This is a genomic window from Butyricicoccus intestinisimiae, from assembly GCF_018918345.1.
Classification (GTDB): Bacteria; Bacillota; Clostridia; order Oscillospirales; family Butyricicoccaceae; genus Butyricicoccus_A; species Butyricicoccus_A intestinisimiae.
In genome coordinates, this window is the sequence record NZ_JAHLQI010000009.1 from 1 (window position 1) to 26,764 (window position 26,764).

Sequence of the window (26,764 nt, forward strand, 5' to 3'; positions counted from 1 at the left end):
AGTATAAACTTCAAAAGAATTTCAGGTTTGTAATTCGTTCAAGTTACGTTGTTTAATTTACAAGGTACAATGTTTTGCTCATTTATGTGAGCTTTTTTATTATACATCAGACATTCAAGTTTGTCAAGAACTTTTTTCATTTCTTATCAAAACTTTTCGTTTGATGTCGTCGCCGTTTTGAAGCAGTGACTTTATTAGTATAACACAAGCATTTCATTTTGTCAAGAAGTTTTTTCAATCTCTTTTCAAACATCCTTGTGTTTTGCGCTGATTCCTCAGCGGTAACTCAATTAGAATACCATAAACGCGTCATCCTGTCAAGCACTTTTTTCTTCCGATCAGTACTTTTTTCATTCCTCTGACTGTTTTGTGATGCCCTCTCGTTGAGTGCCTGAATAGAATACACCTTTTTCGACACAAAGTCAACACATATTTCCCGTATTTTTCGCGTTTTGTCGATTTGAATAGTGAATTGACGGTATTATCGCCGTAATATGTGTAACATTGTGATATATCGGATTTTTACGCGTATTTTTTCAAATTTCTAGTGGAATCCGGTGTCTTTTTCCATCTTATACCAACACAAAAAGAAAAGAGCCTTGCGGCTCTTTTCTCTCTCACTCATAATTTGTCCTGCTGATACTTTGCGCGCACGCCGCCAATAAACTTCAGCCGCGTTCTCGCGCTCAGAATATTGGCATCGCCGATGGTCTTTTGCTCGATGCGCACCGGCACAGCAACTTCTCGCAGATGCATACCGATCAGTGTGCCGCCAATATCCAATCCCGCATGAGCACGAATGTGCTCGACAGCAACCGGTTCATCAAAATTCTCCCAACAGGTCGTGGCAAACGAGCCGCCTGCTTTCGGCTGCGGCAATACATTGACCATTTCATAGCCATATGCTTCTGCCGCCTGCCGCTCCATAATAATCGCGCGGTTCAGGTGCTCACAGCACTGGGCAGCCAAATAAATGCCATGCGGTTCCAGTGCAGCATATGCACCACGATAAATCGCACCGGCAATATCCATGGACGAGGCAGAGCCGATCTTCTGACCGCCTACTTCACTCGTCGAACATCCAATAACAAACAGGTCACCCATCTTGAGTTTCGCCTGTGCCAATACTTCATTGACAGCTTTTTGTGTCTCCTGTTCAATTTGTTTCAGTTCCATGATGAATGTCCTCCTTTTGACGACTTTGGCTTATTCCCGTATCATCTGGCAATATGTCAGCGGTTCAAAGCCCATTCTTTTATACAACGCAGCTGCGCGGCTGTTTTCCGGTGTGACCTCCAGTCGAAACCGTGCTGCATCCGGATATGCCGAAAACAGCCAATCAAAAAAGGCGTGTCCCAGCCCCTGACCGCGCAGTTCCGGTTCAATGAACAATTCTTCAATCATGACGCAGGAGCCTGCCTCTGTCGCATACATATGGGTCAGATACGCATATCCGGCGTGTTTGTCACCCTGATACAGCATACAGCCCTCTATCAGCGGATTGTTGGATACTGCCTGCTCAAAACTGCGCTGCAAAATTTTTTCCGGCACAGCATGCGTCACGGCATCCGATTGATAAAAGCTTTTGACGCGCGGCATGACATAGGCGCGGTCGGCTTGTTTCATACGTTTTACGGTTAACATGTCTATTCATTCCTATCTAAATCATTGTAAAGATTGCTGCGCAATGCTGCGGCGGCACTGCGCCAAATGCAGCAGCATCGCGTCATACGCCGCCATCTCGTCGTGTGCACCGATTGCTGTGAGAATTTCTCTATTGGTGCGCGCCAGCTCCTCCAGCGCCTTCTGTGACGGCGTACCGGCCAGCATGGACGGTGGTCCGCACAAAATAACCGCCAAATTCGGTACCACAACATTGCCCGATGTGCGGGCAATGGCGGCATGATAAGCAGTATTTTCTTTGGAGAAATCATCTCCCGCCAGCATTTTCTTTTCGCAAGCATCGCACAGATGCATCAAATCGTCCAATTCTTCCGGTGTGCATCTGCTTGCTGCCAGAGATGCCAGTCGCGGCTCCACCAAAAAGCGCAGCTCGAGCAAATCGGTTGCCACCTGTACTTTGTCCGTCAAAAATTCCAGACCGAGCGGATCTTCGCTGACACCGCTGCGTGCAGATACAAAGGTACCAGAGCCACGGCGGATTTCTACCACACTGCGGCTGACCAATGTTTTGATTGCTTCACGCAGGGTACTGCGTCCAACGCCGAGCGTTTTTGCCAATTCAAATTCATTCGGCAGCTTATCGCCCGGCTTGAGCTTCTGTCCGATAATGCTACGGACGATCTCATCCGCCACGCGATCTGTCAGCAGTTTTCCGGTTTCCATGATTCTGATTCCTTTCCGTGTTTCTTTATCTGTTTATCCCGCCGCTGTGTTGCAAACGGCGTTGTCACTCGCCTGAATGGCTTTTGCTTGGATGCCGCAGTACTTCATATACGGCAGCAGCTGCCGGAATACGGTATCTGTTGCCACGCTGCCATCAAAGCGTACAGCGACCGTTCCTGTCGTGTCAATTGCTTTCGAAACCGCTTGATAGCTGGCATCCGCCGCCTGACTCGACTCATTTGCGCTGGTGTTCCAATCCCAGACGCGATAGCCTGCGTTGAGAAGCGCATGGAGCGCGTCACGATTGAGCTTTCCGGAGCTTCCGCCGGAAATGCGCACCAAACGGGTCGGCATGCCGGTAATCACGGACAACTGCTCATTCGCCCGATCCAGCAGAGCGACTGCATTTCCGCTGTTTGCCTGTTCCGGTGTCAGCAGCAAACCAACGCTGTTGCCGTCTCCCATCAAATGGCGGAGGGTATCATCCGCGCCATACAGATTATCTATCGACACAAAGAATGTCGCCTGCATTGCGTTTGCGGACAGCGTATCCGCAATCGAGCTTGTCACGTCATCCAGCTTGCTGTCTATGGTAAGATAGACGGCGTCCGGAACATTCTTCGGCATCGTGTATGCGAACTCTGATATCGTCACCGTGCTGCCCGGCATATACAAAAACGTGCTGCCGGTATTTTGTCTCGGCACAAACAGATAAGTGCTGCCGGTGCCGGTTATCGGTCTTTTCGTTCCAGTAATATTGTTATTCGGCTTATTGTTGGTTGGTTTGTTGTTATCCGGCTGTTTCTTGCTTCCCGTAACGGTTACCTGACACGCCGCCTTTACACCCAGCGCTTCCGCGGTAATCTCAGCGGAGCCCGCTTTGTTCGCGCGCACCTTACCGGCTGCGTCGACGGATGCAACCGCGGGGTTGGACGAACGCCATGTGATTTTCTGACCTTTCAAGTCTCCTGTAGCGTTTGCTGTCAGTTGCTTGCTATTTCCCGTTTCCAAAGAAACCCGATTAGGAGTAATCGTTATGCCGCCATCTATGACAACGCGCACATCGCACGTCGCAGATACCGAACCAACCGATGCCGTAATTTTTGCAGTTCCCGCACCGGCTGCATAAATTGTACCGTCCTTGTAATATGCGACGCTTTCATCCGAACTGTTCCAAGTCAAACCTTCTAAATCTGCATCTGCCGGAACCGGATCCGCTTCAATGCCGGCACTTTCTCCCACGTGCAGCTCCATTTTCTGAGGCTTCAATAAGATGCCTGTCAGTCCCGGCTGTACCGAAATCGTCAGCTTGCCCTGCATAGAGTCCGCCGTTGCCGTGATCGTCGCAGAGCCGGACTGATGCGCCGTCACCTTGCCTGTTTCATCAACAGACAAAATCTCCGGCCTATCCGATTTCCATGTAACTTTCGCACCATCCTGCGCTTCTGTCGGCGTGATAGACAGCTTTAGATTCTGCGTCTCTCCGATGCGCATTTCCTGTGTGCCCTCAATGGTTATCTGCTTGACTGCATAGCCGGAAACCGTAATCGTACAGGAGACTTTTCTGCCGTCACCCAGAATTTTTCCGACCGTCGCCGTGCCCGTTTTCTCAGCTGTAACCACGCCGGACTCTTTCTCAACGGTTACGGCATCACTGTCACCATCCCAGATGCCCCAGTTGGTGTCTTTGTCGGCACTTTCACCGGAGCCTGCCGCCTGATTTTCCGATTTTTTTCCGATATTGGCAGAGCCAACAGACAGCTTGATTTGCTCACCAATCTTCAATGTTACTGTTTTCGGATTCTCCGGTTCCAGCACAATCTGCGTTCGCACCGGAGCGGCAATCGCCGCATTATCATCCTTCGGCACGGCCGCCGCGACTGCGCCGCAGACCAGCACGCCGCACAGCAGAGCGCAAAGCAGTTTCGTCATTTTTTTCACGTCGTTATCATCTCCCTGCGTTCCCCGCATCAGATATTTATTCAGCTTTATTATACCGCACAACCCTGTATTTGTCACAGAATTTTTGCCGGAATCCCGAATAAATTTACAATCTGTTCCCACCTACGGCTCAATCGACAAATCCTCATCTTGTGTTCTATATCCCGCTTTCTGTTGCGCACTGCATCGAGCAATGTTATAATAAATATATCTTTCATTGTATCATAACAGGGAGGGCAACCATGAACATCGAACAGCAGATTCGGGAGTTTTTAACCGGACAGAGCGCCAAGGCATATCAGGTTTTCGGCTCACACCCTGTCCACAAATACGGTCAGGACGGCATCGAGTTCCGTGTCTATGCGCCGAACGCCGTCAACATGCAGCTGGTCGGCGATTTTAACGACTGGAACGGTTGGAACATGGAGCACCAGACCCATGGAATCTGGACCATTTTCTGCAAAGACATTCCGCAGGGAGCACTGTATAAATACCGCACAACCACGCAGGAAGGCCGCGTGATTGACCGCGCCGACCCATTCGCTTTTCATTCCGAACTGCGGCCTGGCAATGCATCCGCTGTTTTTGACGTCGACCACTATCACTGGAACGACGAGAATTGGATGGCACAGCGCAACAAGAACTATACGCGTCCCATGAGCATTTATGAGCTGCACGCCGGTTCTTGGCGGCGGGATACCGAGCACATCCCCGCGAATGCTACGCCGGAGGAACAGGAAAACGGCAGAATGCTCACCTATCGGGAGCTTGCCGACCAGCTCATCCCCTATGTCAAGGAGCAGGGCTTCTCTCACATTGAGCTGATGCCGCTGACCGAATACCCTTTTGACGGCTCTTGGGGCTATCAGGCAACCGGTTATTTTTCCGCAACTTCGCGCTACGGCGATCCCTACGGTCTGATGGAGCTGATTGACCGCTGCCATCAGGCGCACATTGGCGTCATTCTCGATGTCGTGCCGCTGCATTTTGTGACGGATTTCTTTGGTCTGCATCAGTTTGACGGCGGATTCGTCTATGAATCACAGTATGAAAATCTGCGCTATACCGAGTGGGGCACCGTTCTGTTTGACTACACCAAACCGCACGTCCTGTCCTTCATGAAGTCCTCTCTGGATTTTTGGATTAACTATTATCACATTGACGGTCTGCGCTTTGACGCCGTCTCTCAGCTCATTTTCAAAAACGGAGACCCCAATGCACCGCTCAACGACCCTGGTATCTGGTTCCTCAAAAATACGAACTTTTATTTGCAGCAAACCTATCCAAACGTCATGCTCATGGCGGAGGATTCCTCCAATTACATCAAGGTCACGGCGCCGCCGCAATACGGCGGTCTCGGCTTTGACTACAAATGGGATCTCGGCTGGATGAACGACACCCTACAGTATCTGTCCATGCATCCCAACGACCGCAATTATTCGCGCCACACCCTCATGTTCTCTATGGCGTATTTTTACAACGATATTTTTATTTTGCCGCTGTCTCACGATGAAGTGGTTCACGGCAAACACACCATCATCGACAAGATGTGGGGCAATTACGAGCAAAAGTTCAGCCAGGCCCGCCTGTTATACCTGTATATGTGTGCGCATCCGGGAAAAGTGCTCAATTTCATGGGAAATGAAATCGCAGAGTTCCGCGAGTGGGATGAAAACAAACAACTGGGCTGGAATTTGATGGAGTACCCTATGCACGATTCCTTCAATCGGTACTGCCGGCATCTGCACAAAATCGGCTTGGAATACCGCGCGCTGTACGATACGGAATATGATCCGCGCGCCTTCCGCTGGCTGGATACGCCGAGCGCACCGGCTACCGTATTCGCCTTTGTCCGCCGCTCGGCAGACGAGCAGCAGGCGATTGCATGCGTGATGAACTTTGGTCTGCAGCCTGTCACGGTCTCTATTCCGGGTCTGTCCGGCGAGTGGCGGGAGCTTGTCAATACGGATAACACCTCGTATTCCGGCTCCGGCGTCATCAATTCGGACAACATCCACGGACAGGTACGCCTTGCCCCGCTGTCCGGCTGCCTGCTGTGCAGAGGCTGACTGTGCAAATATCTGTGTAAAACCAAATAGACAAAAAGAATCTGTGCGCCTATTATACAAGATAGGCAGTTCACAGATTCTTTTTTTATTTTGAAAGGAGGGATTGTATGCCAGATGCAACGATTGCAGCTTGCCATATCGCATCTCTCGAGCATCCCATCACTGCGCTTGCGGATCGGCCGCCGCTTTCCGCGGAAGATCTCAAAGCGTATTTCGATGCCAATCCGATTCAGCTCATGCACGCACACAATGCGCTGGTACAGACGCTTTCCGGTACGAGCGGCGCAGAAAATATCGGTTTTGCCAACACCGCCGGTGTCTCCGCTTCCAATGTCCAAAGTGCCATCGAACAGGTACAGCAGCAGCTGTCCGCGCTCGCCTTGGGTTCGATTCCGGACGGCTCCATCACGGCTGTCAAGCTCGCTGCTTCGCTCCAACAGCAGCTGGACACCATTGCACAGCTGCAAACAACCGTAGAGCAAATGCAGACCGCCGAGCACGCTTCCGGAACCCAGTTCCCGTTTATGATTCTCGCGCTGTCCGCAGACACCGCTGAGACATTGAAAGATGAGCTGGCATCCGCTGCGCTCGGTCTGCACTACACGGACGGTGTGCACGGCCTCGGCAGACAGTTCGGCTGGCTGTGCAGCAGAAGAAGCGCCAAGACGCCATCTGAAGCCTTTCTTGCCAAGCAAACGTATGCAGATATTTTATCCGATGCAGCGACGCGGCAGGAAATTGCCGATCTCGCTCCGGTTCTCGCGCTGATTAAACTGTCCGCCGAGGGTTTGCAGGCGTACCGCACAGCGCTGCAAGGAAAGCTGTAAATCTGCGCCAATATTCGCGCTGCGCACCAGCTTCTCGGCTCTCCCTTTGGGAGAGCTGGCATTTGCGCCAGCAAATGACTGAGAGGGCTAATTCTAACAGGTTCGTATCAGGCAAATCTGATACGTGTCTTGCCGCAAAGCGGCAATCCAGCTCCCTCAACGAGGGAGCCAGCCCTCTCTGTCGCTGCGCGACATCTCTCCCAAAGGGAGAGACAAGTGGGATTGCGCGTAAAACAAAAGCACCAGTTTCGGAATTTTCTGTTTATTCCGGTTCTGGTGCTTTTCTCTTGTTTTTTTATCGAATTTCATCCAAGGTTTTAGAAACTTCATGCTTGATCGGCTTCCACTCTACCTTGCGGAACAGCGCCGCAACGGCAATGGGCAGATACGTCAGCTGAAACAGTGGGAAGGTAAATGTATACAGCACCCGTTTCCATGTCGGACAGTTGCGAATTTTCTTTCGCTCCGTGATCATGGTCACGAGACCCATCAGGAACAGGGAGCCATAGTATCCGAGCAGCCAAAAGCCCAGCGAGCTGAGCATGGTCTGAATCATGTGCGGCATGTACAGCGAACCGAAAACACCCATCAGCAGCATGGCAATGTCCAGTGCGAGAATGCCCATGGTAATCAGCATACCCGGCATAACCGTCATCGTCAGGTCATAGCTGGCGAGTTTTTTGATGTGGTGCTTGGTGACAATGCCGCGGCTCAGCTTGCCGCCGTAATTGGCAACAATCTGATAAAAGCCCTTTGCCCAGCGCATACGCTGGGTCCAAGACTGGCTAAATGTCGTCGGCTGCTCATCATACAGCATCGCATCGCCGCAATAGCCGATCATTTCGCCGTGAATGACGGTATCTACGGTAAATTCAATGTCCTCCGTCAGCAGGTGATACGGCCAGCCGCCGCGCTCGCGAATGACCGCACTTGCCACGACAAAGCCGGTACCCGACACCGCACAGCTGGTACCCAGCATCATGCGGGCATTGTTCAAAAATTTTGCCTCTCGCATGAACCACAGCGAATATCCCGCAGAGATCCAGTTGGTTGCAAAGTTCTTGGAATTTCGGTAGGTTGTCATGATGCGGTAACCCTGACAGAATGTCTTGTTGACCGCCTCAAAAAAGTGTTCATCCAGCAGATTATCCGCATCAATGATGACATATGCATCATAGTAGTCATCACCGACGCCCTTTTTCAGCTTATCAAACAGATAATCCAGCGCATAGCCCTTGCCGACCAGCTCTTTGTTAAAGCGTTCATAGACAATGGCGCCATGGTCGCGCGCCACCTGCGCGGTATCGTCCGTGCAGTTATCCGCAATAACAATCGCATCCAAAAATTCCGCCGGATACGTCTGCGCCCGAATGGTATCCAGCAGCTGACCAATCACACCGGACTCATTTCGCGCGGAAATAATCGCCGCATACCGATTGGTTTTGACAAGCGGCTCCGCGTGGTTCTTTTTGCGGCGCTTGTGGATGTACTCTCCGATAAACACCACGCCGATATATCCCATCTGATATATATACAGAATGGAAATGATCGTGATGACCAATGTGTTCATATGGATAATGAGATTCACAGCAATCCCCTTTCTCATTTATCACGGGTTCTTTTTCAAAAAGATAACACTTTCTTGTGACGATTGCAAGGAATCCCCGTGTTTTTCACAAAATCTTTGCAAATTTCTACACTGTACACAAAAAGGAGCACCCCGAACGGGTGCTCCCTCAAGCATTTTCGGTTATGCCATGCTATGATTAGCCGGCGGAACCAACAGCGGAGCCGGCAGAACCGGAGCCGTTGGATACGAATGCATCGGCATTGAACGGGAGATAGGTATTGACGTTGTACGCAGTAATCTTATCGTACTCGTCAGTGGTCTCTACCTTCATATCCTCGATGATGCCGTCCAGCTTGTCCTGAACCATCTGCTGACCAATTGCAGACTTGATGGTGCTCTCATCGCCATTGCCGGAGTTTTTCAGATACGCAGAGGTATCGGTCAGTGCGGAATCCTCCAGCTTCAGCTTTTCAATGATGAACCAGCCATAGCCCTTGTAATATACCAGCTGATCGTTGATGGCGCCTTCTTCCATCTTAGCAACTGCCTGATAGTACTCGTCTACCATGTCGCCCTCGGTGAAGTAGTAGCCGTTCTTGGACTGTGCCGTGTCCGCATTGTTTTCCTTCCACAGATCGTCAAACTTGCTCGGATCTGCCTTGACCTGATCCAGAATAGACTGTGCCTTGTTCTGGGCTGCGGTCAGTGCATCGCCGGTCAGCTCGTTGCCGTTGTCATCTACATCCTTAATCAGAATGGATTTTGCGTGCAGATAGGTGTTCTGGAACTGCTTGGTGATATCGCCCTGATCGTAATACTTATCAATGATGTCATACATCAGCTGCATGGTCTCGTTGTTGCTCTCGTACAGCTTTTCGGTGTAGCCATAGCTGTTGAGATAGGTCACAAACGGATCTTCATCGCCCTTGACCTTGTACTTGAGCCAACGGGTAAACGTACCGGTCTGCGAGCCGAGCTGCTGTCTGTTGTTGTCCAGATTTTCCTTGAGCTCTTTCTTGGAATCCTTGCTCAGGCTCACACCCTCGTTTTCTGCCAGCTTTTTGATGGCACGATACTGCTTTGCCTGATTCAGGCAGCCTTCCTTGATGCTGCCAAAGATTTCATCGCTTGCCATGGACTGAACATCCATGCCAAAGGAGTTTTCATAGTACATCAGATTATAGACAATGTACGCTGCCAGCTCGCTGGAATGTACATCCTCTCCGTCAATGGTTGCCACAACCGGTGTATTATCCTTCGTGCCGCAGCCGGTCATTGTCGCCAGCATACCGACACAGAGGATACCAGCCATGAGCATGGAAAGTAATCGCTTCATGTTTGATTCTCCTGTTCTTCATTTTTCATCCCGCCGCCACAGGAAAGCAGCGGCTTCCCCCACTTGGCGCGATAGTTTCACTTAACCATTATACCACCGATACCAAGGACAAACAATTGCAAAACAGTAAATTTTGTGTGTACATCGTGTGATGAATCAAAAAATGCCGTTTGTCCGCCGATATTCGCGCGGCGAACAGCCGACCTTTTTAATAAATAAGTTGCTCAGGCTGCCGCCGCTTTCATATCCGACTTCATACGCAATATCTATCACGGACATGGTTGTTTGCAGCAGCAGCATTTTTGCCTTTTCCAGTCGCGTATTGATGACGTATTCCATCGGAGAAAAGCCGGTCTGCCGCTTGAATTCATGCGAATAATGGCAGGCACTTAAATGAGCCATATCCGCCAGCTCACGCAGTGTGATGGCGTCACCCACATGCTCGCGGATATATTCCACCGTCTGGTTGATGGGATTGTCACGCCGCGACAGCTTTCGCGGCGGAAGGGCAAGCCATGTGAGCAGCTGATAAATGCGCATGGAGTCCTCCGCCTCGCTGCCAAGACCCACTTTTTGATAGTCCTGCACCATATCATATAGTCTCTGTCCAATCAGCATATTTTCTTCCCGCTGCACAACCGGACTTTCCGCCGCAATGGCGCGCACCAAATCATGGGCATTGCTGCCGTCAAAATGCAGATATAAAAATTCTGCGCCGCTCTCTGTGCGATAGGTGTGCGGCCGGTCGCAGTCGAGCAGCAAAATATCTCCCTTCTCTGCATGATAGGTTTCCCCGTCATATTCCAGCGCCATGCTGCCGCTGCGCACAAACAGCAGCAGCGGATTCTCATAACATGGTCTGCTGACCTGATACTGGCTGTCGCAGTAATAATGTCCGCACAGCACAGGATAAAAATACAGTGCCTGCGCACGTGCCGTTGCCGTCAGCGGCACACAGATCGAGTTGGGCAGAATGCCCGCTCCCAGTTCATACATACGCGTTCCTCTTTTCCGCAAAATTGATGATGTTTTCCATTATATCCAATATTTACGTTTTGTCAATCCTGCCGTATAATACAGACAACGAAAACGAAAACAACAAAAAACAAATAAAATTTTCGTCTTTCGTAATCACAAAGACAAATGGTATGGAATAAGAAATTCACAAGTCGAATGATGTTTTGAAAACACGAGAAAGGAAGTATTGGTTATGTATTTAGGTGAAAAGCTGATTAAGAGAGAGCCGTTCCGTTGGGGTATCGTAGGCGGAGGCAAGACCTCTCAGGTAGGTTACAAGCATCGTCTGGGCGCAATGCGCGACAACACCTCGTTCCTGCTCACTGCTGCTGCATTTGATGTAGACGCAGAGCGCTGCAGAGAATTTGGCGTAAGCCTCGGCATGGATGCAGATCGCTGCTATCCGGATTACAAGACGATGTTCGAGGAAGAAGCAAAGCGTGAGGACGGCATCGAAGTCGTTGACGTTGCAACCCCGAATTTCCTGCATTACGAAGTAACCAAGGCAGCACTGGAAGCTGGCCTGCACGTTATCTGCGAGAAGCCGCTGTTCTTTGAGGCTGAGCAGGGCGAAGAAATCAAGAAGCTGGCTGAGGAGAAGGGCAAGATCGTCGCTGTAACCTACGGCTTCTCCGGTTTCGATATGCTCAAGCAGATGCGCGCGATGGTAACCTCCGGCAAGCTGGGCAAGATCAACATGATCGAGCTGCGCTATGCACACGGCTTCGGCTGCGATCCGGAAGGCGACGTAAAGTCTGAGGGTCAGAAGTGGCGCGTAAATCCAGCCAAGGTAGGCAAGGCATTCGTTCTGGGCGATCTGTCCACCCATACGTACTATATGTCTCAGCTCATCTGCCCGGATCAGAAGCTGAAGGAAGTTCTGTGCGACCGTCAGGCATTTGTCGGCTCCCGCTATCCGCTGGAGGACAACGCATATGTTCTGATGCATTATGAAGACGGTGCTGTTGGCCGCATGTGGTGCTCCTGCGTCAACGCCGGCGACATGTCCTCTCAGCACATCCGCATCGTAGGTTCCAAGGCATCTCTGGAGTGGAACGATGCTCGTCCGGATGTTGTAAAGTATCAGATTCAGGGTCAGCCGGAGCAGCTGCTGTACCGCGGTCTGGATTATCTGGATGCTTCGGCACAGGAAGATGAGCGCATCGGTGCGCTGCACTACACCGGCCTGATCGACTCTTGGTCCAACCTGTACAAGCGTTTCGCAGTCGTCATGGACGCAAAGGATCGCGGCGATGAAGAGACTGTAAAGAATGTCATCTATCCGGATCTGGATCACGGCATTGACGGCATCAAGTGGATCAACGCCTGCGCAGAGTCCGCAGACAAGGGTGCTGTTTGGGTTCAGGTCTAATCTCGAATACCACCAATTTATTTTCCTTCTCCAGTCCCCGCCTTCTCGGCGGGGATTGGTGGTTGTATGCAAAACCCCGTAGTTTCGAAACTACGGGGTTTATGTTTTCTTTTTAGAGCATGGCTTTGTTTTACGCACAGTCCAAACTTGTCTCTCCCTCTGGGAGAGATGTCGCGCAGCGACAGAGAGGGCTGGCTCCTTCTTACGCACAGTCCAAACTCGTCTCTCCCTCTGGGAGAGATGTCGCGCAGCGACAGAGAGGGCTAGCTCCTTCTTACGCACAGTCCAAACTCGTCTCTCCCTCTGGGAGAGATGTCGCGCAGCGACAGAGAGGGCTAGCTCCTTCTTACGCACAGTCCAAACTTGTCTCTCCCTCTGGGAGAGATGTCGCGCAGTGACAGAGAGGGCTAATACCAGCTAGCATGTTCTTGAAGGTTTACCCTGACACGAATTTGTCAGCGTCTTGCCCTCTCAGTCATTTGCTTCGCAAATGCCAGCTCTCCCGAAGGGAGAGCCAAGAAGCTGGTGCGAACCGCAATCCTGATAAATCAAGCTATCTCTTGCGCAGACCTGCCCGCGTGCTGCTCCTTCCGTCACGGCTTGCGCCGCGCCACCTTCCTCAAAGAGGAAGGCATAAATTCTCATCCATTGTTATTCGCCGGATTCGGGCGATTCTCTCCGCTCGGGCGTCTGCGTCTGCGGCGCGGACGGCGCGAAGTATTTTCCTTTTCTTCCGTCGATTTTTCCACGGTATTTTGCTCTGCACTGGTATCTGCGGCCTTTTTCTGATTGTTCAGGCTGCGTCTGCCGCGATTGCCGCGGCGCGAACGGGATCTTCCTGTCCCGCGGCCCTCGTGCGGCTTTTCCTGCATCGGATACGGGTTGTCCTCACGCACCGGAACCTCTCGGTCAATGGTCTTTTCAATCCGACGCAGATACGGAACCTCATCCGCCTGACAGAACGTGATGGCAATGCCGCCATGACCCGCTCTGCCGGTTCTGCCGATACGGTGCACATAATTTTCCGGTTCCGTCGGCACGTCATAGTTGATGACATGCGACAGATCGCTAATATCCAGTCCGCGCGCCGCAATATCCGTTGCAACGAGCACGCGAATCTTGCCTTCCTTGAAGCGGTTGAGTGCATTTTGCCTGTCAATCTGCGATTTATCGCCGTGAATGGCGCCTGCGCCGACATGCGCGCGGTTCAAATCATGCGCCACTCTATCGCAGCCCGACTTGGTGCGCACAAATACCAACGCGCGGTGCAGCTCCGGATCACGCAGCGTGTACAGCAGCAGCTTTTTCTTATTTTCCCGATCTACAAAATACACCGACTGATCAATTTTTTCCACGGTTGTGGAGACCGGATTGACTTCTACGCGCGTGAAGTCATCTTTGAGCAGGCGCTTGACCAGCGACTGCACGGATTTCGGCATGGTTGCGGAAAACAGCAGCGTCTGCATGTCATCGTGCTCACCCATACGGCGGATAATGCGTTCCACATCATCGACAAATCCCATGTCCAACATGCGATCCGCCTCATCGAGCACAAACAGTTCAATGTCCTCCAGATCAATGTATCCCTGACCGCACAAATCGTTGAGTCTGCCCGGCGTTGCCACGAGGACATCGACACCGGCGCTCAGTGCTTCGGTCTGGTTGTACTGTGAAACGCCGCCATATACCAGCGCACAGCGAATATCTGTATATTTCGCATAAGAAACAAGGCTGTCATAGATCTGAATCGCCAGCTCACGGGTCGGCGTGAGAATCAGCGAACGGATCGGCGGGAATCCCGGCAGCCGTTCTTCATTTTTTAACTTTTGTAAAATCGGAATCGCAAACGCACAGGTCTTGCCTGTACCGGTCTGCGCCAGTCCGAGTACATCCTTGCCCGCAACAGCCGCCGGAATCGCCTGCTCCTGTATCGGGGTCGGTACGGTATAACCGGCATCGCTGAGCGCGTGCAGAAGCTCTTCATCAATGCCCAAATCGCGGAATTCCATTTCCAACAATACTCCTTTTTCTTTCGTCAATCATGTTTGTGTTATTTCCAGTATAACACACCCGGATATGTCTACCAAGTGGCAAACTGCCGATTTTTTGCAAAAAACCGAAAATCTGTGCAGATATTCCACAGATTTTCGGTTTGCTTTGTTATGTATGCTTTGGCAGTGTCAGATAAAACGCAACGCCCTGTTCCACATTGCGCACACCGCATCCGCCGTTGTGCGCGTGCATAATCGCACGAACAATGGAAAGCCCAATGCCGGAGCCGCCGCCGCTGACGCGCGTGCGCGATTTATCCAGCTTATAGAACTTATCCCAAATTTTATCCATCTCTTCCTGTGCCAGCTGACTGCCTTCATTTTCCACCGTCAGCACAATATGCTTGGCATCTTCGGCGGTCTGAATCCGGATATGTCCGCCTGTCGGCGTATGGTCGATGGCATTTGTCATGTAATTCATCACAGCGCGTTCCAGCATATCATAATCCGCATACAGCATTTCATTGCCAACGCCGGAAACGTCTACATGCAGCTGCTTTTCCTGCCACATGACCTGTGTTTTTTCCACCACTGCTTCCGCCAGCTCATAGGCATCAAACTCGGTTTTATTCGGCACGGTATTGCCCAATTCAATTTTGGACAAATCCAGCAGCTGCCGCACAAGATGGTTCATGCGCTTGGCTTCATCAATGATAATATCACAGTACTCATTTTTTGCTTCTTCTGAATCGCTGATGCCGACGCGCAGGCCCTCGGCATATCCCTGAATCAAGGCGATCGGTGTCTTGAGATCATGCGAAATATTGATGATAAACTCTTTTCTCATGTCATCAATGCGCTGTTTTTCCTCAATTTCCCGCTGCAGCTGTTCATTCATCTGCTGCAGCTCATGAATTGACGATTCCAGATCCTTGGACATCTTATTCAGGCTGTCTCCCAGCTCGCCCAACTCATCATGGTATGTGCCGGTGTATTTTTTAGAAAAATCCAGACGTGTAATGGCACGTGCGAGCTGCGTCATTTCGGTAATCGGCCGCGTAAATTTTCCGCCGATAAAAAATCCCGCAACCAGACACGCAAACAGCGCCGCAAATCCGGAGATAATCAGAAATGCCAAATTGACCGACCGTTCTTCTTTGAGCGCGGTTGTCGGTATGCGCAGCAGCACCGTATCCTCATTTTGCAGCTTGCCCAGCAGCGCGATATACGCCACCTGCCCGTCCGAGTCCTGTAAACTGGAAAAGGTGTAGCCTTTCTTTTCCAATTCCTCGCTGTTATAGACATAAATCGTCTGTCTGAGCGGGTCTTCCATCACAAAATTGCGTCCGTTGCGGTCATGCTGATAAATGGTGTCATAAAGCGTCTGATCATACTGATTCAGGATACTGATTCGGATATTATTGTTTTTCTCCAAATGCTTCAGCTCATCCTCCAGCACCGTCACATCTCCGGTATAGCAGGCATTGATGTGCTGATAAACCTTGGTCAAATTTTGCTTTTTCTCCACCAGATAATACCGCTGAAAAAACAGCAGGTTGAGCAGAATAATCACAACAATATAAATCGCCGCCGTCAATGCCACACAGCTGAAAAATCGAAATTTTAACGTGTGTATACCGCGGTATCGCTTTCCGTTTTCCTCCTGCTGCGGACGGAACGCATGTGTTTTCACTGCTGTTCTCCCTCAAACCGGTAGCCAAAGCCGCGCACGGTCTCGATCATCTTGCCGCAGTCGCCCAGCTTGGCGCGCAGCTTTTTGACATGGGTATCTACCGTGCGCAAATCGCCAAAATAATCATATCCCCACACAGCATTCAGGATATTTTCACGGGAAACCGCAATGTTTTGATTGTTTTTGAAGTAAATGAGCAATTCATATTCCTTCGGCGTCAAATCGACCGTCTGTCCGGCGACACACACCTCACGGCGAATTTCATTGACAGACAGCTCGCCCGCCTGATACACGCCCTCGCTGCGCTGATGGCAGCGCTTTTCAATGGCGCGCACCCGCGCAGACAGCACAATCGGAGAAAACGGCTTGGTGATATAATCATCTGCGCCGAGGTCAAAGCCGAACACCTCGTCATTTTCCTCCGTGCGTGCCGTCAGCATCATAACCGGTACCTCCGTGTTTTTGCTGCGGATATGGCGCAGAACACTCCAGCCATCGTACACCGGCATCATCACGTCCAAAATAATCAGGTCAATGGAACCCAGCTTCTGGTCAATCAGTTCCATAGCCTGTCCGCCGTCCGCCGCCTGCAGGACGGTATACCCATCGCGGCGCAAAAAATCAGAAACCAAACGGCGGATTCGTTCTTCATCATCTGCTATCAAAATTGTGAACATATGGCATGCTCCTCTCTGAATACCCAAGTTATATTTTTATATTACGTTATTTGTGTGAACACAGTGTGACGATACTTGAAATTCCGCCGCTTTTTACAAAAAGTTCATAAAAAAATGCTTCTCTTTGTCGTGCGCAAAGAGAAGCATGCTGCTCATCGTTTTTTCTTGGTATCCGGAAGCTCAGGAAAGCATTCCTGTGTGATGGCGGAAGCAAGCGAGGTCAACGTATTGTTCAAATCCGCAATGGTCAGCAGCACAGACATCGCGGCCGCCGGTGTGCCGAGTTTCATATCATTGTCATGCACAATGGCATCAATGGAATCCATCAGCTGTGCATTGATGTTGGCTCTCCGCTCCAGCTGGGTGTGAAAGCAATTTTCCAAGCCCTTTTCTCCCGCGCCGCTCTGCTCTACGCCGTTCAAAATACGCTTAATCTGCGAAATGCTCAGCAGATTCTTAAGCGAATACACCGCCAGCATCTGTAAGATCTGTTCCCGCGAATATTTTTTGCCTTTAATGGGAGAAATCACGCCCGCCTTGCTGTAATTGTGAATCATGGTACGCGTCAGCGGTTCTTTTTCTCCATCTTCGCCCAAATGTTCGCTCATCAGCGCAATCACCTGATCCATATACAAATCCAGGGACGGAATGTCTTCCGGATGCAGCTGCTTCTGCTTTACGCTTTCCTGAATCAGTTTTCTAAAATCCTTACTCATGTCTGCACCCCTTATCATTCGCAATCTTTGGTAGTATCATAAACTATTTCGCAATAGAAATCAAGTTATTTCGTATTTTTCGCACGTGTTTCTTTGTTTCAAACACTATATCTTGTTCGAAACAAGAATGAAAAGTTTTTGTAAAAAGGGTTGCAAAGCAACGACCATCGTAGTATGCTTTTAAAAAATTAGCAACTTTTTAACGAGGTGATGTATATGCAGAACAAAAACTATCCAAAGGAAATTTTGTCCATCATCCGCAGCAACTCCGCACCGGCAGAGCTGAGGGAAAAGCTGTTAAACTATCACGAAAATGATCTGGCAGATGCACTGACCGCCCTGACGCCGGAAGAGCGTCAAAAGCTGTATCCCATACTGGGCATAGAGTATGTCGCAGAGATTTTTTCCTATTTTGACGATGCGGAACCGTATTTGAAGGAGTTGCCCAGCAAAGAAGCTGCAAAGGTCATCTCCAACATGGATTCCGACGATGCCGTAGACGCCTTGGACGATTTGGAGGAAGAAGACAAACGCAAAATCGTCAGCCATCTGGATGAAGATTCCGCCGAGGATGTCAGAATGCTGCTCTCGTACGATGAAGATGAAATCGGCAGCAGCATGACGACCAATTACATCTGTATTCGAAAGGGCATGACGATTCGGCAGGCCATGAAGGAACTCGTCAGGCAGGCAGGAGAAAACGACAATATTTCCATCTTATATGTTGTAGATGAGAGCGGCCGGTTTTACGGCGCCATCGACTTGAAGGATTTGATTATCGCTCGTTCTGAAGATTCACTGGAAAAACTCATCGTTCGTTCCTATCCGTATGTGACCGATCATGAGAAAATTTCAGCTTGTATTGACCAGATCGTGGATTACGCCGAACGTTCTCTCCCTGTGCTGAACAGCGACAAAGAACTGATTGGTATTATCACTGCATCGGATGTTGTAGAATTGGTTGACAACGAACTCGGCGATGACTACGCAAAATTGGGCGGCTTGACCGGAGAAGAAGATCTCAACGAAGGCGTTTGGGACAGCGTTCGAAAGCGGTTTCCCTGGCTCATTGCGCTGCTGTTTCTCGGCATGCTGGTGTCATCCGTTGTCGGCATGTTTGAGTCGGTTGTCGCTGTGCTGCCAATTGTCATTTGCTTCCAGTCGTTGGTTCTGGACATGGCAGGCAATGTCGGCACCCAGTCTCTGGCGGTCACCATTCGCGTGCTGATGGACGAAAATCTGACCGGCACCAAAAAGCTCCGTCTGCTGTTCAAGGAAATGCGTGTAGGTCTCATCAACGGCGCCCTGCTGGCTGTACTGACGCTGGTATCACTCGGCATCTATATCCACTTCTTTAAAGGATACGATTGGGGACAGGCCTTTCTGCTGTCCGGCTGTGTCGGCATTTCGCTCATTGTAGCGATGATTATTTCCAGCCTTGTGGGCACGGTAATTCCCATATTTTTCCATAAAATTCACATTGATCCGGCTGTGGCTTCCGGCCCGCTCATCACAACTGTCAACGATCTCGTTGCCGTGGTGACGTACTATGGACTCGCCATGATTTTCTTGATTGATGTCTTTCATCTGGCTTAGCGCTGCGGGCGCAACAAAAAAGAAACGGCACACGCGCCGTTTCTTTTTTTAATATGTCTGTAGTCTTTCCAGCTGTCGGCGTGCTGTTTCTCTCAGCTCGTCATCGCTGTCCTGTGTCGACAGGCGATAATATCTGCATGCCAGACCAATGTTTTGCGGCACGCCAATCCCATAGGCGTAGCAGTCCGCCATGTAGTGCTGTGCCGTCGTGCAGCCGCCCTGTGCTGCCAAATGCAGAAATCCAATCCCCTTTTCCAAACTCGCCGGAAGGCCGCTGTTTCCATAGATGTACGCCAAGCTCATGTATTCCATCGCATCGACGTCCTGTTCCTGCTGTATTTTCTCCCAGATCGTTTTCAGACGTTTGTTTCCTGATTTTTCGACATCATCCTCTACCGCATCCATCGGTATGCGGAATTGTTCGCCCGGATTTATATGCTTCATATGTTCGATCCCCCGCAACACATTTCTGATTTATCTTTTTCCGTGCTTTTTTCTGTGCTTTTTTGCACTTTTCATATGATAGAACGCCTTTTCCTTTTTGTCAAGTTATTCTCAATCTTTTTCTTGTTATAAATCGAAATATTCCTCATTTTCTCCATATTTATCGCATATATCTCTTGTTTTTTATTTCATTTTATCTAATATATACAATCCGCTTTCTCACATTGTTTATTTTTTATCATACATATTGACATATATTCCAAAGAATACAGCAAAAAAGCAGCCCTGTTTTCACAGGACTGCATTTTTAACAATATACGACATTATTTTCCCTGCATCCATGTGCAGATTTTCCGATTACTCCGACACAACGGATACCGGTGTGACTGTCAATTCGCCATTCTGGTAATCAACAACCAGCTTTGTGCCCTCAGACAGATCACCCGCAATAATCGTTCTGCCAAGCAGTGTCTCCACATTGCGCTGCAAGAATCTCTTGAGCGGACGAGCGCCGTAAACCGGATCGTAGCCGTTATCAATGACATACTGCTTTGCGGCATCGGTCAGTTCTACCGACAGCTGCTTGTCTTCCAGACGCTTGCTCAGAGCCTGAATCAGCAGGTCAATGATACCCGTAATATTCTCCTTGGTCAGCGGCTTGTAGAATACAATCTCATCCAGACGGTTGAGGAATTCCGGACGGAACGAGCGGCGCAGCAGTTCATGTACCTGCTGTTTTGCATCCTCACGGATTTCACCATCTGCGCCGATGCCATCGAGCAGAACAGACGAACCCAGATTAGAAGTCAGAATGATAATGGTGTTCTTGAAGTCCACGGTACGACCCTGCGAGTCGGTGATACGACCGTCATCCAGTACCTGCAGCAGGACGTTGAATACATCCGGATGTGCCTTTTCGACTTCATCGAACAGAACAACCGAGTACGGCTTTCTGCGAACCGCTTCGGTCAGCTGGCCGCCTTCTTCGTATCCGACATATCCCGGAGGTGCGCCAATCAGACGAGAGACGGAGTATTTTTCCATATACTCAGACATATCAATGCGAACCAGATTCTTTTCATCGTCAAACAGCGTAGCTGCCAGCGTCTTTGCCAGCTCGGTCTTGCCGACACCGGTTGGGCCGAGGAACAGGAACGAACCAATCGGACGATTCGGGTCCTGAATGCCTGCGCGGGAACGCAGAATCGCTTCGGATACACGCTTCACCGCTTCATCCTGACCAATGACACGCTTGTGCAGGGTGTCTTCCAAATGCAGCAGCTTCTCGCGCTCACCCTCCATCAGACGGGCAACCGGAATGCCGGTCCAACGCTCGATAATGCGGGCAATTTCTTCATCGGTGACCTTATCACGCAGCAGGGTGTGCTTGCCCTCTGCCTGCTCGGCCTTTGCTTCTTCCTCTTCCAGCTGCTTTTTCAGTTCCGGCAGCCGGCCGTATTTGAGTTCCGCAGCCTTGTTGAGGTCATATCGTTCTTCTGCGCGTTCGATATCTGCATTTAACTGCTCAATATCTGCACGCAGCTTCTGTACCTTGCCAATGGCATTCTTTTCGTTGTCCCAGCGCGCCTTCATCGAATTGAACTGCTCGCGCATCTCTGCCAATTCCTTCTGAATTTCTGCCAGATGCTCCTTGGACAGCTTGTCATCCTCTTTCTTGAGGGCTGCTTCTTCGATTTCGTGCTGAATGATTTTGCGCTGAATAACATCCAACTCGGTCGGCATGGAGTCAATTTCCGTGCGAATCATTGCACACGCTTCATCGACCAGATCAATCGCCTTATCCGGCAGGAATCTGTCGGTAATGTACCGATTGGACAGTGTAGCGGCTGCAATCAGCGCAGAATCTTGAATCTTTACGCCGTGATAGACTTCATAGCGTTCCTTCAGACCACGCAGAATCGCAATGGTATCTTCCACTGTCGGCTCACCGACCATGACGGTCTGGAAACGACGTTCCAGTGCCGGATCCTTTTCGATATACTGGCGATACTCGTTCAGTGTCGTTGCACCGATACAGTGCAGCTCGCCGCGTGCCAGCATCGGCTTTAACAGGTTGCCGGCGTCCATGGCGCCGTCTGTTTTGCCTGCGCCGACAATGGTATGCAGCTCATCAATGAACAGAATGATATGGCCTTCGCTCTTTTTGACTTCATTCAGAACCGCCTTCAGACGTTCCTCAAATTCGCCGCGGTACTTCGCACCGGCGACCAACGAGCCCATATCCAGCGAGAAAATGGTCTTGTCTTTCAGCGTACCCGGCACGTCACCGCGCACAATACGCTGTGCCAGACCCTCTGCAATGGCGGTCTTGCCGACGCCCGGTTCACCGATCAGAACCGGATTGTTCTTGGTTTTACGAGACAAAATCCGAATGACATTACGAATCTCATCATCTCGGCCGATGACCGGATCCATCTTTTTCTGGCGAGCCTGCTCGACCAAATCCGTGCCGTATTTCTTCAGCGCATCATAGGTGTCCTCCGGAGAATCCGTTGTCACGCGCTGATTGCCGCGCACAGAGGACAAAGCCTGCAAGAAATTATTTTTCTGGATGCCAAACGTGCGGAACAGATCACGAACAGAACCGGAAGCCGTGTCGATCAGCGCAAGGAACAAATGCTCCACCGAAACAAAATCGTCCTTCATCTGCTCTGCGGCATGTTCTGCCTCATTCAAGGTTTTTTGCAAATCCGAGGTGACGTACATGCGGCTGGCATCGCGTCCGCCGGATACACGCGGCAGCTTTTCCACTGCCTGACGCGTCTGTCTTTCGAGATTATTCGGGTCAATGCCCATTTTTGTCATAAGCTGGGCAATCAATCCGCCGTCCTGATGCAGCAGGGCGAGCAGCAAATGCTCCTGTCCCATCTCTGCATTGCCATACTCATTGTACAGCGCATTTGCATCTTGGATTGCTTCCAGAGATTTTTGCGTAAATTTTTGTGCATTCATGGTGTTACCTCCCTTGGCCGGACTGTGTATCATATGTGACACATCGTCTTTAGATTTCCTAACACCTGCATTATAGTTCCGTCTAAAAGGAAATGCAATAGCATAGTTGTTACAAGTTTGTTAATTTTAGCACTCAGCATACGAGAGTGCTAATTCCTGACAAAGCAGCTCTGATTCGTCAGGCGCGCAGTTCGCACCGGCTTCTTGGCTCTCCCTTTGGGAGAGACTAGTTAAATTGCGCGATACAAAAGCCTTCCTCTCTGAGGAAGGTGGCACGGCGCAAGCCGTGACGGAAGGAGCAACACGCGGACAGGTCTGCATCAGGGCAATTCTGATTCGTCAGGCGCGCAGTTCGCACCGGCTTCTCGGCTCTCCCTTTGGGAGAGACTAGTTAAATTGCGCGATACAAAAGCCTTCCTCTCTGAGGAAGGTGGCACGGCGCGAGCCGTGACGGAAGGAGCAACACGCGGACAGGTCTGCATCAGGGCAATTCTGATTTATTCAGCGTGCGCAGTTCGCACCTGCTTCTCGACTCTCCCAGAGGGAGAGACGAGTTAAATTGTGCGAAAAACAACCGTGCCAGCTTCGTTTATCACGAAGTCGACACGGTTTGTATACTAATAGTATAATATTTGTTGCTTTATATTATTTGTTTTCTTGCATTTTTTCTCCGAGCTGCGTATACAGCATGACAAGCTCCTGCGCCATCTCAAGCGGGCGTTCCTTTGGATTCAGGCGCAGCGACAGATATGGTTCTTCGCCTGCGTTGAGCAGCAAACGGCCTTTGTACTTCTGCATGCCGCACAGTGCCGCCATGCGGCGCAGATCCGTGCCGTCTTTCGCCCAAGTCAGATAGATTCTGCCGTCCTTCTGACGAATGTCCATGATGTCCTGCACGGCAGCGCGGGCGCGCAGCAGCGCAATATCACACAGCGCAACTGCCGATGCCGGCGGCTCGCCAAAGCGGTCAATCATCTCATCCAGCAGGTCTGCTCGTTCTTCCTCTGTATGAATCGCAGCAATGCGGCGATATAAGTCCACGCGCTGACCGGAATCCTCGACATATTTCTCCGGCAAATTGGCATTGACCAGCAGCTCCACCGTGCAATCGGTGCTGGAACGCGGCTTTTCGCCCTTTTCCTCCAAAACCGCTTCTTCGAGCAGCTTCAAATACAAATCATAGCCGACATTCATCAAATGTCCCGACTGCTCTGCGCCGAGCACATTGCCCGCACCGCGAATCTCCAAATCTCGCATGGCAATCTTGAAACCGGAGCCAAATTCTGCAAATTCCCGCACCGCATTCAAGCGCTTTTGCGAAATATCCGACAGTGTTTTTCCGCGCTGGAACGTAAAATATGCAAACGCATGCCGCGCCGAGCGACCGACACGGCCGCGCAGCTGATGCAGCTGAGACAAGCCCATATGATCGGCGTCCTCGATAATCAGCGTATTGGCATTCGCAATGTCAATACCTGTCTCAATAATTGTCGTGCACACAAGCACATCAATGTCGCCGTCACTCATGCGCGTCATGATGCGCGACAGCTCCCGCTGGCTCATCTTGCCGTGCGCCACCGCAATTTCTGCATCCGGCAGCATTTTTTTGAGTTTTGCCGCACACGTGTCAATGGAACTGACCTCATTGTGCAGATAATAGGTCTGTCCGCCGCGGTAAAATTCCCGCCGCATGGCTTCCGCAATGACACCGGCATCGTACTCCATCACATAGGTCTGTACCGGATGCCGATCCTGCGGCGGCTCCTCGAGTACAGACATATCACGAATGCCGGACAGCGCCATGTTCAGCGTGCGCGGAATCGGCGTTGCGGACAGCGTGAGCACATCCACCTGCCGCGCCATTTCTTTGAGTTTTTCTTTGTGTGATACGCCAAACCGCTGTTCTTCGTCAATAATCAGCAAGCCCAAATCCTTAAATTTCATGCTCTTGTTAAACAGCTTATGCGTGCCAATGAGCAGGTCTATCTGTCCGGTTTTGACTTTTTCCAGAATGATTTTCTGCTCTTTGGCTGTTTTAAAGCGGCTGAGCATTTCAATCTTGACCGGCCATCCGGAAAAACGAGCCATGCAGGTCAGATAATGCTGGCGTGCCAAAACCGTCGTCGGCACAAGAATTGCCGCCTGCTTGCCGCCGAGCACACACTTCATGACCGCACGCAGCGCGACTTCGGTTTTGCCAAAGCCGACATCGCCGCACAACAAGCGATCCATGGGGCGTTCGGATTCCATATCCTGCTTGATTTCCTGTACACAGCGCAGCTGATCCTCGGTTTCCTCATGTTCGAACGCCGATTCAAATTCATGCTGCCAGCTGTCATCCTTTTGAAAGGCATAGCCGCGTTTGCGCTCGCGCTCTGCATACAGCGCAATCAGATTGACTGCCAGCTCTTTGACTGCAGCCTTTGCCTTGCTGCGTGTTTTCTGCCATTCAGCACCGCCCAGTTTGTTGAGCCGCACGCGGCCGCTTTCCGCCGCGTCCGAACCCGCACCGATGTATTTGGAAATCAAATCCAAACTGGTCGCCGGAACATACAGAAAATCCGTACCGGCGAACGCAATCTTGACAAAGTCCTGATACGTGCCCTCTACCCGCATGCGCTCCATGCCGACAAACCGGCCGATGCCGTGGTGTTCATGTACGACCAAATCGCCCGGCGTCAGGTCTGTATAACTGCGCACATGATCTCGATTGGATTTTTTGCGGCGTTCTTTTTTCTTTTTTCGCGCAGCAAGCATCTGTCCTTCCGTCAAAACCGCCGTTTTGAGCGAAGGATATTCGATGCCGGCAGACAAACTGCCGTCTAAAATGCTGACACCGCCCTGCCGCGGCAGTCTGTCCGTCACCCGCGCGTCAATGCCATGCTCCTGCAAAATTTCTTTCATGGTCGTGCGGCGCATATCGCCGGAACATAGGACAATGACACGATAATTCATATCCTGATAGGCACGAATATCCGACGCGGCTGCTTCCGTGTTTCCGGAATACGGAGATAGCTGCTTTGCCTTGATTTCCGTCACCAATTTTGGCGGACATTCCGGCACAGAGCTCAAAAACGTCTCCAAATACAGCATACTGTGCGATGCAAGCTGCTGCATGACTTCTTCCAGACTGCGCTGATATACCGCATTTTTTCCAAAAATCTGTCCGCGCTCCAGCAGTGCTTCCACATCTTCCTTCATGCGCAGCGTGAATACACGGGCCGCCTCACGCACCGCACGGAAGTCATCAAAACAGACCAGTGCTTCCTCCGGAATATACGCAGCGGCACAGGTCAGCTGCGGATAAATCAGCGGCAAATATTTATCTGCTGCCGGAAAAATGCCATCGTTATTGAGCCGCTCAATATCGCGGCGCAGATTTTTATCCAGCTCCGGATGTTTATTGGTTCGGGAAAGCATAATACCGGTCAGCTTATTGACCAGTCCCTTCATGCCGTCCGGCGCCAGCGTCGGCAGAACTTCCATGTTCGGCACGCACAGCAGCTTTTCCAGTGAACGCGTGCGGCGCTGAGAGCCGATGTCAAAATAGGACATCGTATCCACTTCCGTGTCAAAAAACTCTATGCGAACCGGATAGTCTTCTCCCGGCACAAAAATATCCAGAATGCCGCCGCGTACCGAAAACTGTCCTTCACCTTCTACCTGCATACAGCGCCGATAGCCCGCCAGAAGCAGTTTTTGAATCAGATCTTCTATCTCATATTCTCCGTTAAAATCAATCGAGAACATGGCCTCCTGCATTTTTTCCGGCGGCATGGTCGCCATGAGCAGCGCTGGAACCGTTGTAACAATGGTCTTTTTGCCGAGCCGCAAATTGCGCAGCGCGGAAATACGCTTATGCTCGTATTCGCGGGAGGACGATTCGATGTTATGAAAAACAAATTCCCTTGCCGGAAGAATTTCCACCGGACGCTCCGAAAATGCTTCCAGATCGCGCGCCATGCGGCTGCACGCCAAATCATCCGCACAGATGACAACCGCCTGTTTGTGTAGCTGTCCCGCCAGCGCTGCCGTCAGATTTGCCTTGTGAATCGGTGCGAGACCTGTCACCTCAACCGGTGATTTGCCCGCCTTCAGTCCCTCCGCAATGCTGTCATATTCCGTTAAGTCAGCAATCAGCTGTGTGATACGTTCCATGGGAAAAACTCCTTATACACGCCGAAAAGGCCGCATAC

18 protein-coding genes are annotated in these 26,764 nt (G+C 50.7%); 4 read left to right on the forward strand and 14 right to left on the reverse strand.

From position 1 onward, the window contains the following. Positions 1-621: 621 nt before the first annotated feature. Genes KQI75_RS12575 through KQI75_RS12590 form a run of 4 tightly spaced genes read right to left on the reverse strand, consistent with a single transcriptional unit; the run spans position 622 to position 4,278 of the window. Positions 622-1,176: a TIGR01440 family protein gene (locus KQI75_RS12575; protein ID WP_216471174.1), complete on the reverse strand. Its 555-nt coding sequence runs from the start codon at positions 1,174-1,176 to the stop codon at positions 622-624. Positions 1,177-1,206: 30 nt separating this feature from the next. Next, the gene (locus KQI75_RS12580; RefSeq protein ID WP_216471175.1) at positions 1,207-1,644 is read right to left on the reverse strand and encodes a GNAT family N-acetyltransferase; all 438 of its coding nucleotides are present in this window, start codon (positions 1,642-1,644) and stop codon (positions 1,207-1,209) included. A 21-nt stretch (positions 1,645-1,665) separates the two neighbouring features. Beyond that, positions 1,666-2,346, reverse strand: a complete 681-nt coding sequence (locus KQI75_RS12585) for a FadR/GntR family transcriptional regulator (protein WP_216471176.1) — start codon at positions 2,344-2,346, stop codon at positions 1,666-1,668. Between the two features lie 33 nt (positions 2,347-2,379). Next, positions 2,380-4,278: an Ig-like domain-containing protein gene (locus tag KQI75_RS12590; RefSeq protein WP_246566674.1), complete on the reverse strand. Its 1,899-nt coding sequence runs from the start codon at positions 4,276-4,278 to the stop codon at positions 2,380-2,382. Positions 4,279-4,529: 251 nt separating this feature from the next. Between KQI75_RS12590 and glgB the strand changes: the two genes are divergently transcribed. Together glgB and KQI75_RS12600 are read left to right on the forward strand one after the other, a co-directional pair. Next, positions 4,530-6,356 carry a 1,4-alpha-glucan branching protein GlgB gene (gene glgB / locus KQI75_RS12595; protein ID WP_216471179.1) on the forward strand — a complete coding sequence of 609 codons (1,827 nt, stop codon included), beginning with the start codon at positions 4,530-4,532 and terminating at the stop codon, positions 6,354-6,356. Between the two features lie 107 nt (positions 6,357-6,463). Continuing rightward, on the forward strand, positions 6,464-7,183 hold the full coding sequence (locus KQI75_RS12600; RefSeq protein WP_216471181.1) for a hypothetical protein: 720 nt from the start codon (positions 6,464-6,466) through the stop codon (positions 7,181-7,183). Positions 7,184-7,478: 295 nt separating this feature from the next. On the opposite strand, the gene KQI75_RS12605 is transcribed toward KQI75_RS12600, so the two are convergent. The 3 genes from KQI75_RS12605 to KQI75_RS12615 form a co-directional block, all read right to left on the reverse strand. Further along, positions 7,479-8,771 carry a glycosyltransferase family 2 protein gene (locus tag KQI75_RS12605; protein ID WP_330655588.1) on the reverse strand — a complete coding sequence of 431 codons (1,293 nt, stop codon included), beginning with the start codon at positions 8,769-8,771 and terminating at the stop codon, positions 7,479-7,481. A 178-nt stretch (positions 8,772-8,949) separates the two neighbouring features. Beyond that, positions 8,950-10,089, reverse strand: a complete 1,140-nt coding sequence (locus tag KQI75_RS12610; RefSeq protein WP_216471188.1) for a peptidylprolyl isomerase — start codon at positions 10,087-10,089, stop codon at positions 8,950-8,952. A gap of 156 nt (positions 10,090-10,245) precedes the next feature. Then, a complete protein-coding gene (locus KQI75_RS12615) occupies positions 10,246-11,085 on the reverse strand; it encodes a helix-turn-helix domain-containing protein (protein WP_216471189.1) in 840 nt (279 codons plus the stop codon). Between the two features lie 214 nt (positions 11,086-11,299). On the opposite strand from KQI75_RS12615, the gene KQI75_RS12620 reads away from it, so the two are divergent. Continuing rightward, entirely contained in the window at positions 11,300-12,478 is a 1,179-nt protein-coding gene (locus tag KQI75_RS12620; protein ID WP_216471190.1) for a Gfo/Idh/MocA family protein, read from the forward strand. Between the two features lie 641 nt (positions 12,479-13,119). On the opposite strand, the gene KQI75_RS12625 is transcribed toward KQI75_RS12620, so the two are convergent. From KQI75_RS12625 to KQI75_RS12640, 4 genes are all read right to left on the reverse strand, one after another. Next, positions 13,120-14,487 carry a DEAD/DEAH box helicase gene (locus KQI75_RS12625; protein WP_216471191.1) on the reverse strand — a complete coding sequence of 456 codons (1,368 nt, stop codon included), beginning with the start codon at positions 14,485-14,487 and terminating at the stop codon, positions 13,120-13,122. Between the two features lie 151 nt (positions 14,488-14,638). Continuing rightward, on the reverse strand, positions 14,639-16,162 hold the full coding sequence (locus tag KQI75_RS13645) for a sensor histidine kinase (protein WP_216471192.1): 1,524 nt from the start codon (positions 16,160-16,162) through the stop codon (positions 14,639-14,641). Further along, positions 16,159-16,839, reverse strand: coding sequence for a response regulator transcription factor (locus KQI75_RS12635; protein ID WP_216471193.1), 681 nt, complete (start codon positions 16,837-16,839; stop codon positions 16,159-16,161). The genes KQI75_RS13645 and KQI75_RS12635 overlap by 4 nt, the downstream gene beginning before the upstream one ends. Positions 16,840-16,991: 152 nt before the next feature. Then, positions 16,992-17,555, reverse strand: a complete 564-nt coding sequence (locus KQI75_RS12640; protein ID WP_216471194.1) for a DUF1836 domain-containing protein — start codon at positions 17,553-17,555, stop codon at positions 16,992-16,994. Between the two features lie 216 nt (positions 17,556-17,771). Between KQI75_RS12640 and mgtE the strand changes: the two genes are divergently transcribed. After that, on the forward strand, positions 17,772-19,151 hold the full coding sequence (mgtE, locus tag KQI75_RS12645; RefSeq protein ID WP_216471195.1) for a magnesium transporter: 1,380 nt from the start codon (positions 17,772-17,774) through the stop codon (positions 19,149-19,151). 48 nt (positions 19,152-19,199) lie between these two features. Here the strand turns inward: mgtE and KQI75_RS12650 are convergent, their stop codons facing one another. The 3 genes from KQI75_RS12650 to mfd form a co-directional block, all read right to left on the reverse strand. After that, on the reverse strand, positions 19,200-19,595 hold the full coding sequence (locus KQI75_RS12650) for an SEL1-like repeat protein (protein ID WP_216471196.1): 396 nt from the start codon (positions 19,593-19,595) through the stop codon (positions 19,200-19,202). Between the two features lie 357 nt (positions 19,596-19,952). Then, on the reverse strand, positions 19,953-22,568 hold the full coding sequence (gene clpB / locus KQI75_RS12655; RefSeq protein WP_216471197.1) for an ATP-dependent chaperone ClpB: 2,616 nt from the start codon (positions 22,566-22,568) through the stop codon (positions 19,953-19,955). 645 nt (positions 22,569-23,213) lie between these two features. After that, positions 23,214-26,726 carry a transcription-repair coupling factor gene (mfd, locus tag KQI75_RS12660; protein ID WP_216471198.1) on the reverse strand — a complete coding sequence of 1,171 codons (3,513 nt, stop codon included), beginning with the start codon at positions 26,724-26,726 and terminating at the stop codon, positions 23,214-23,216. Positions 26,727-26,764 lie beyond the last annotated feature (38 nt).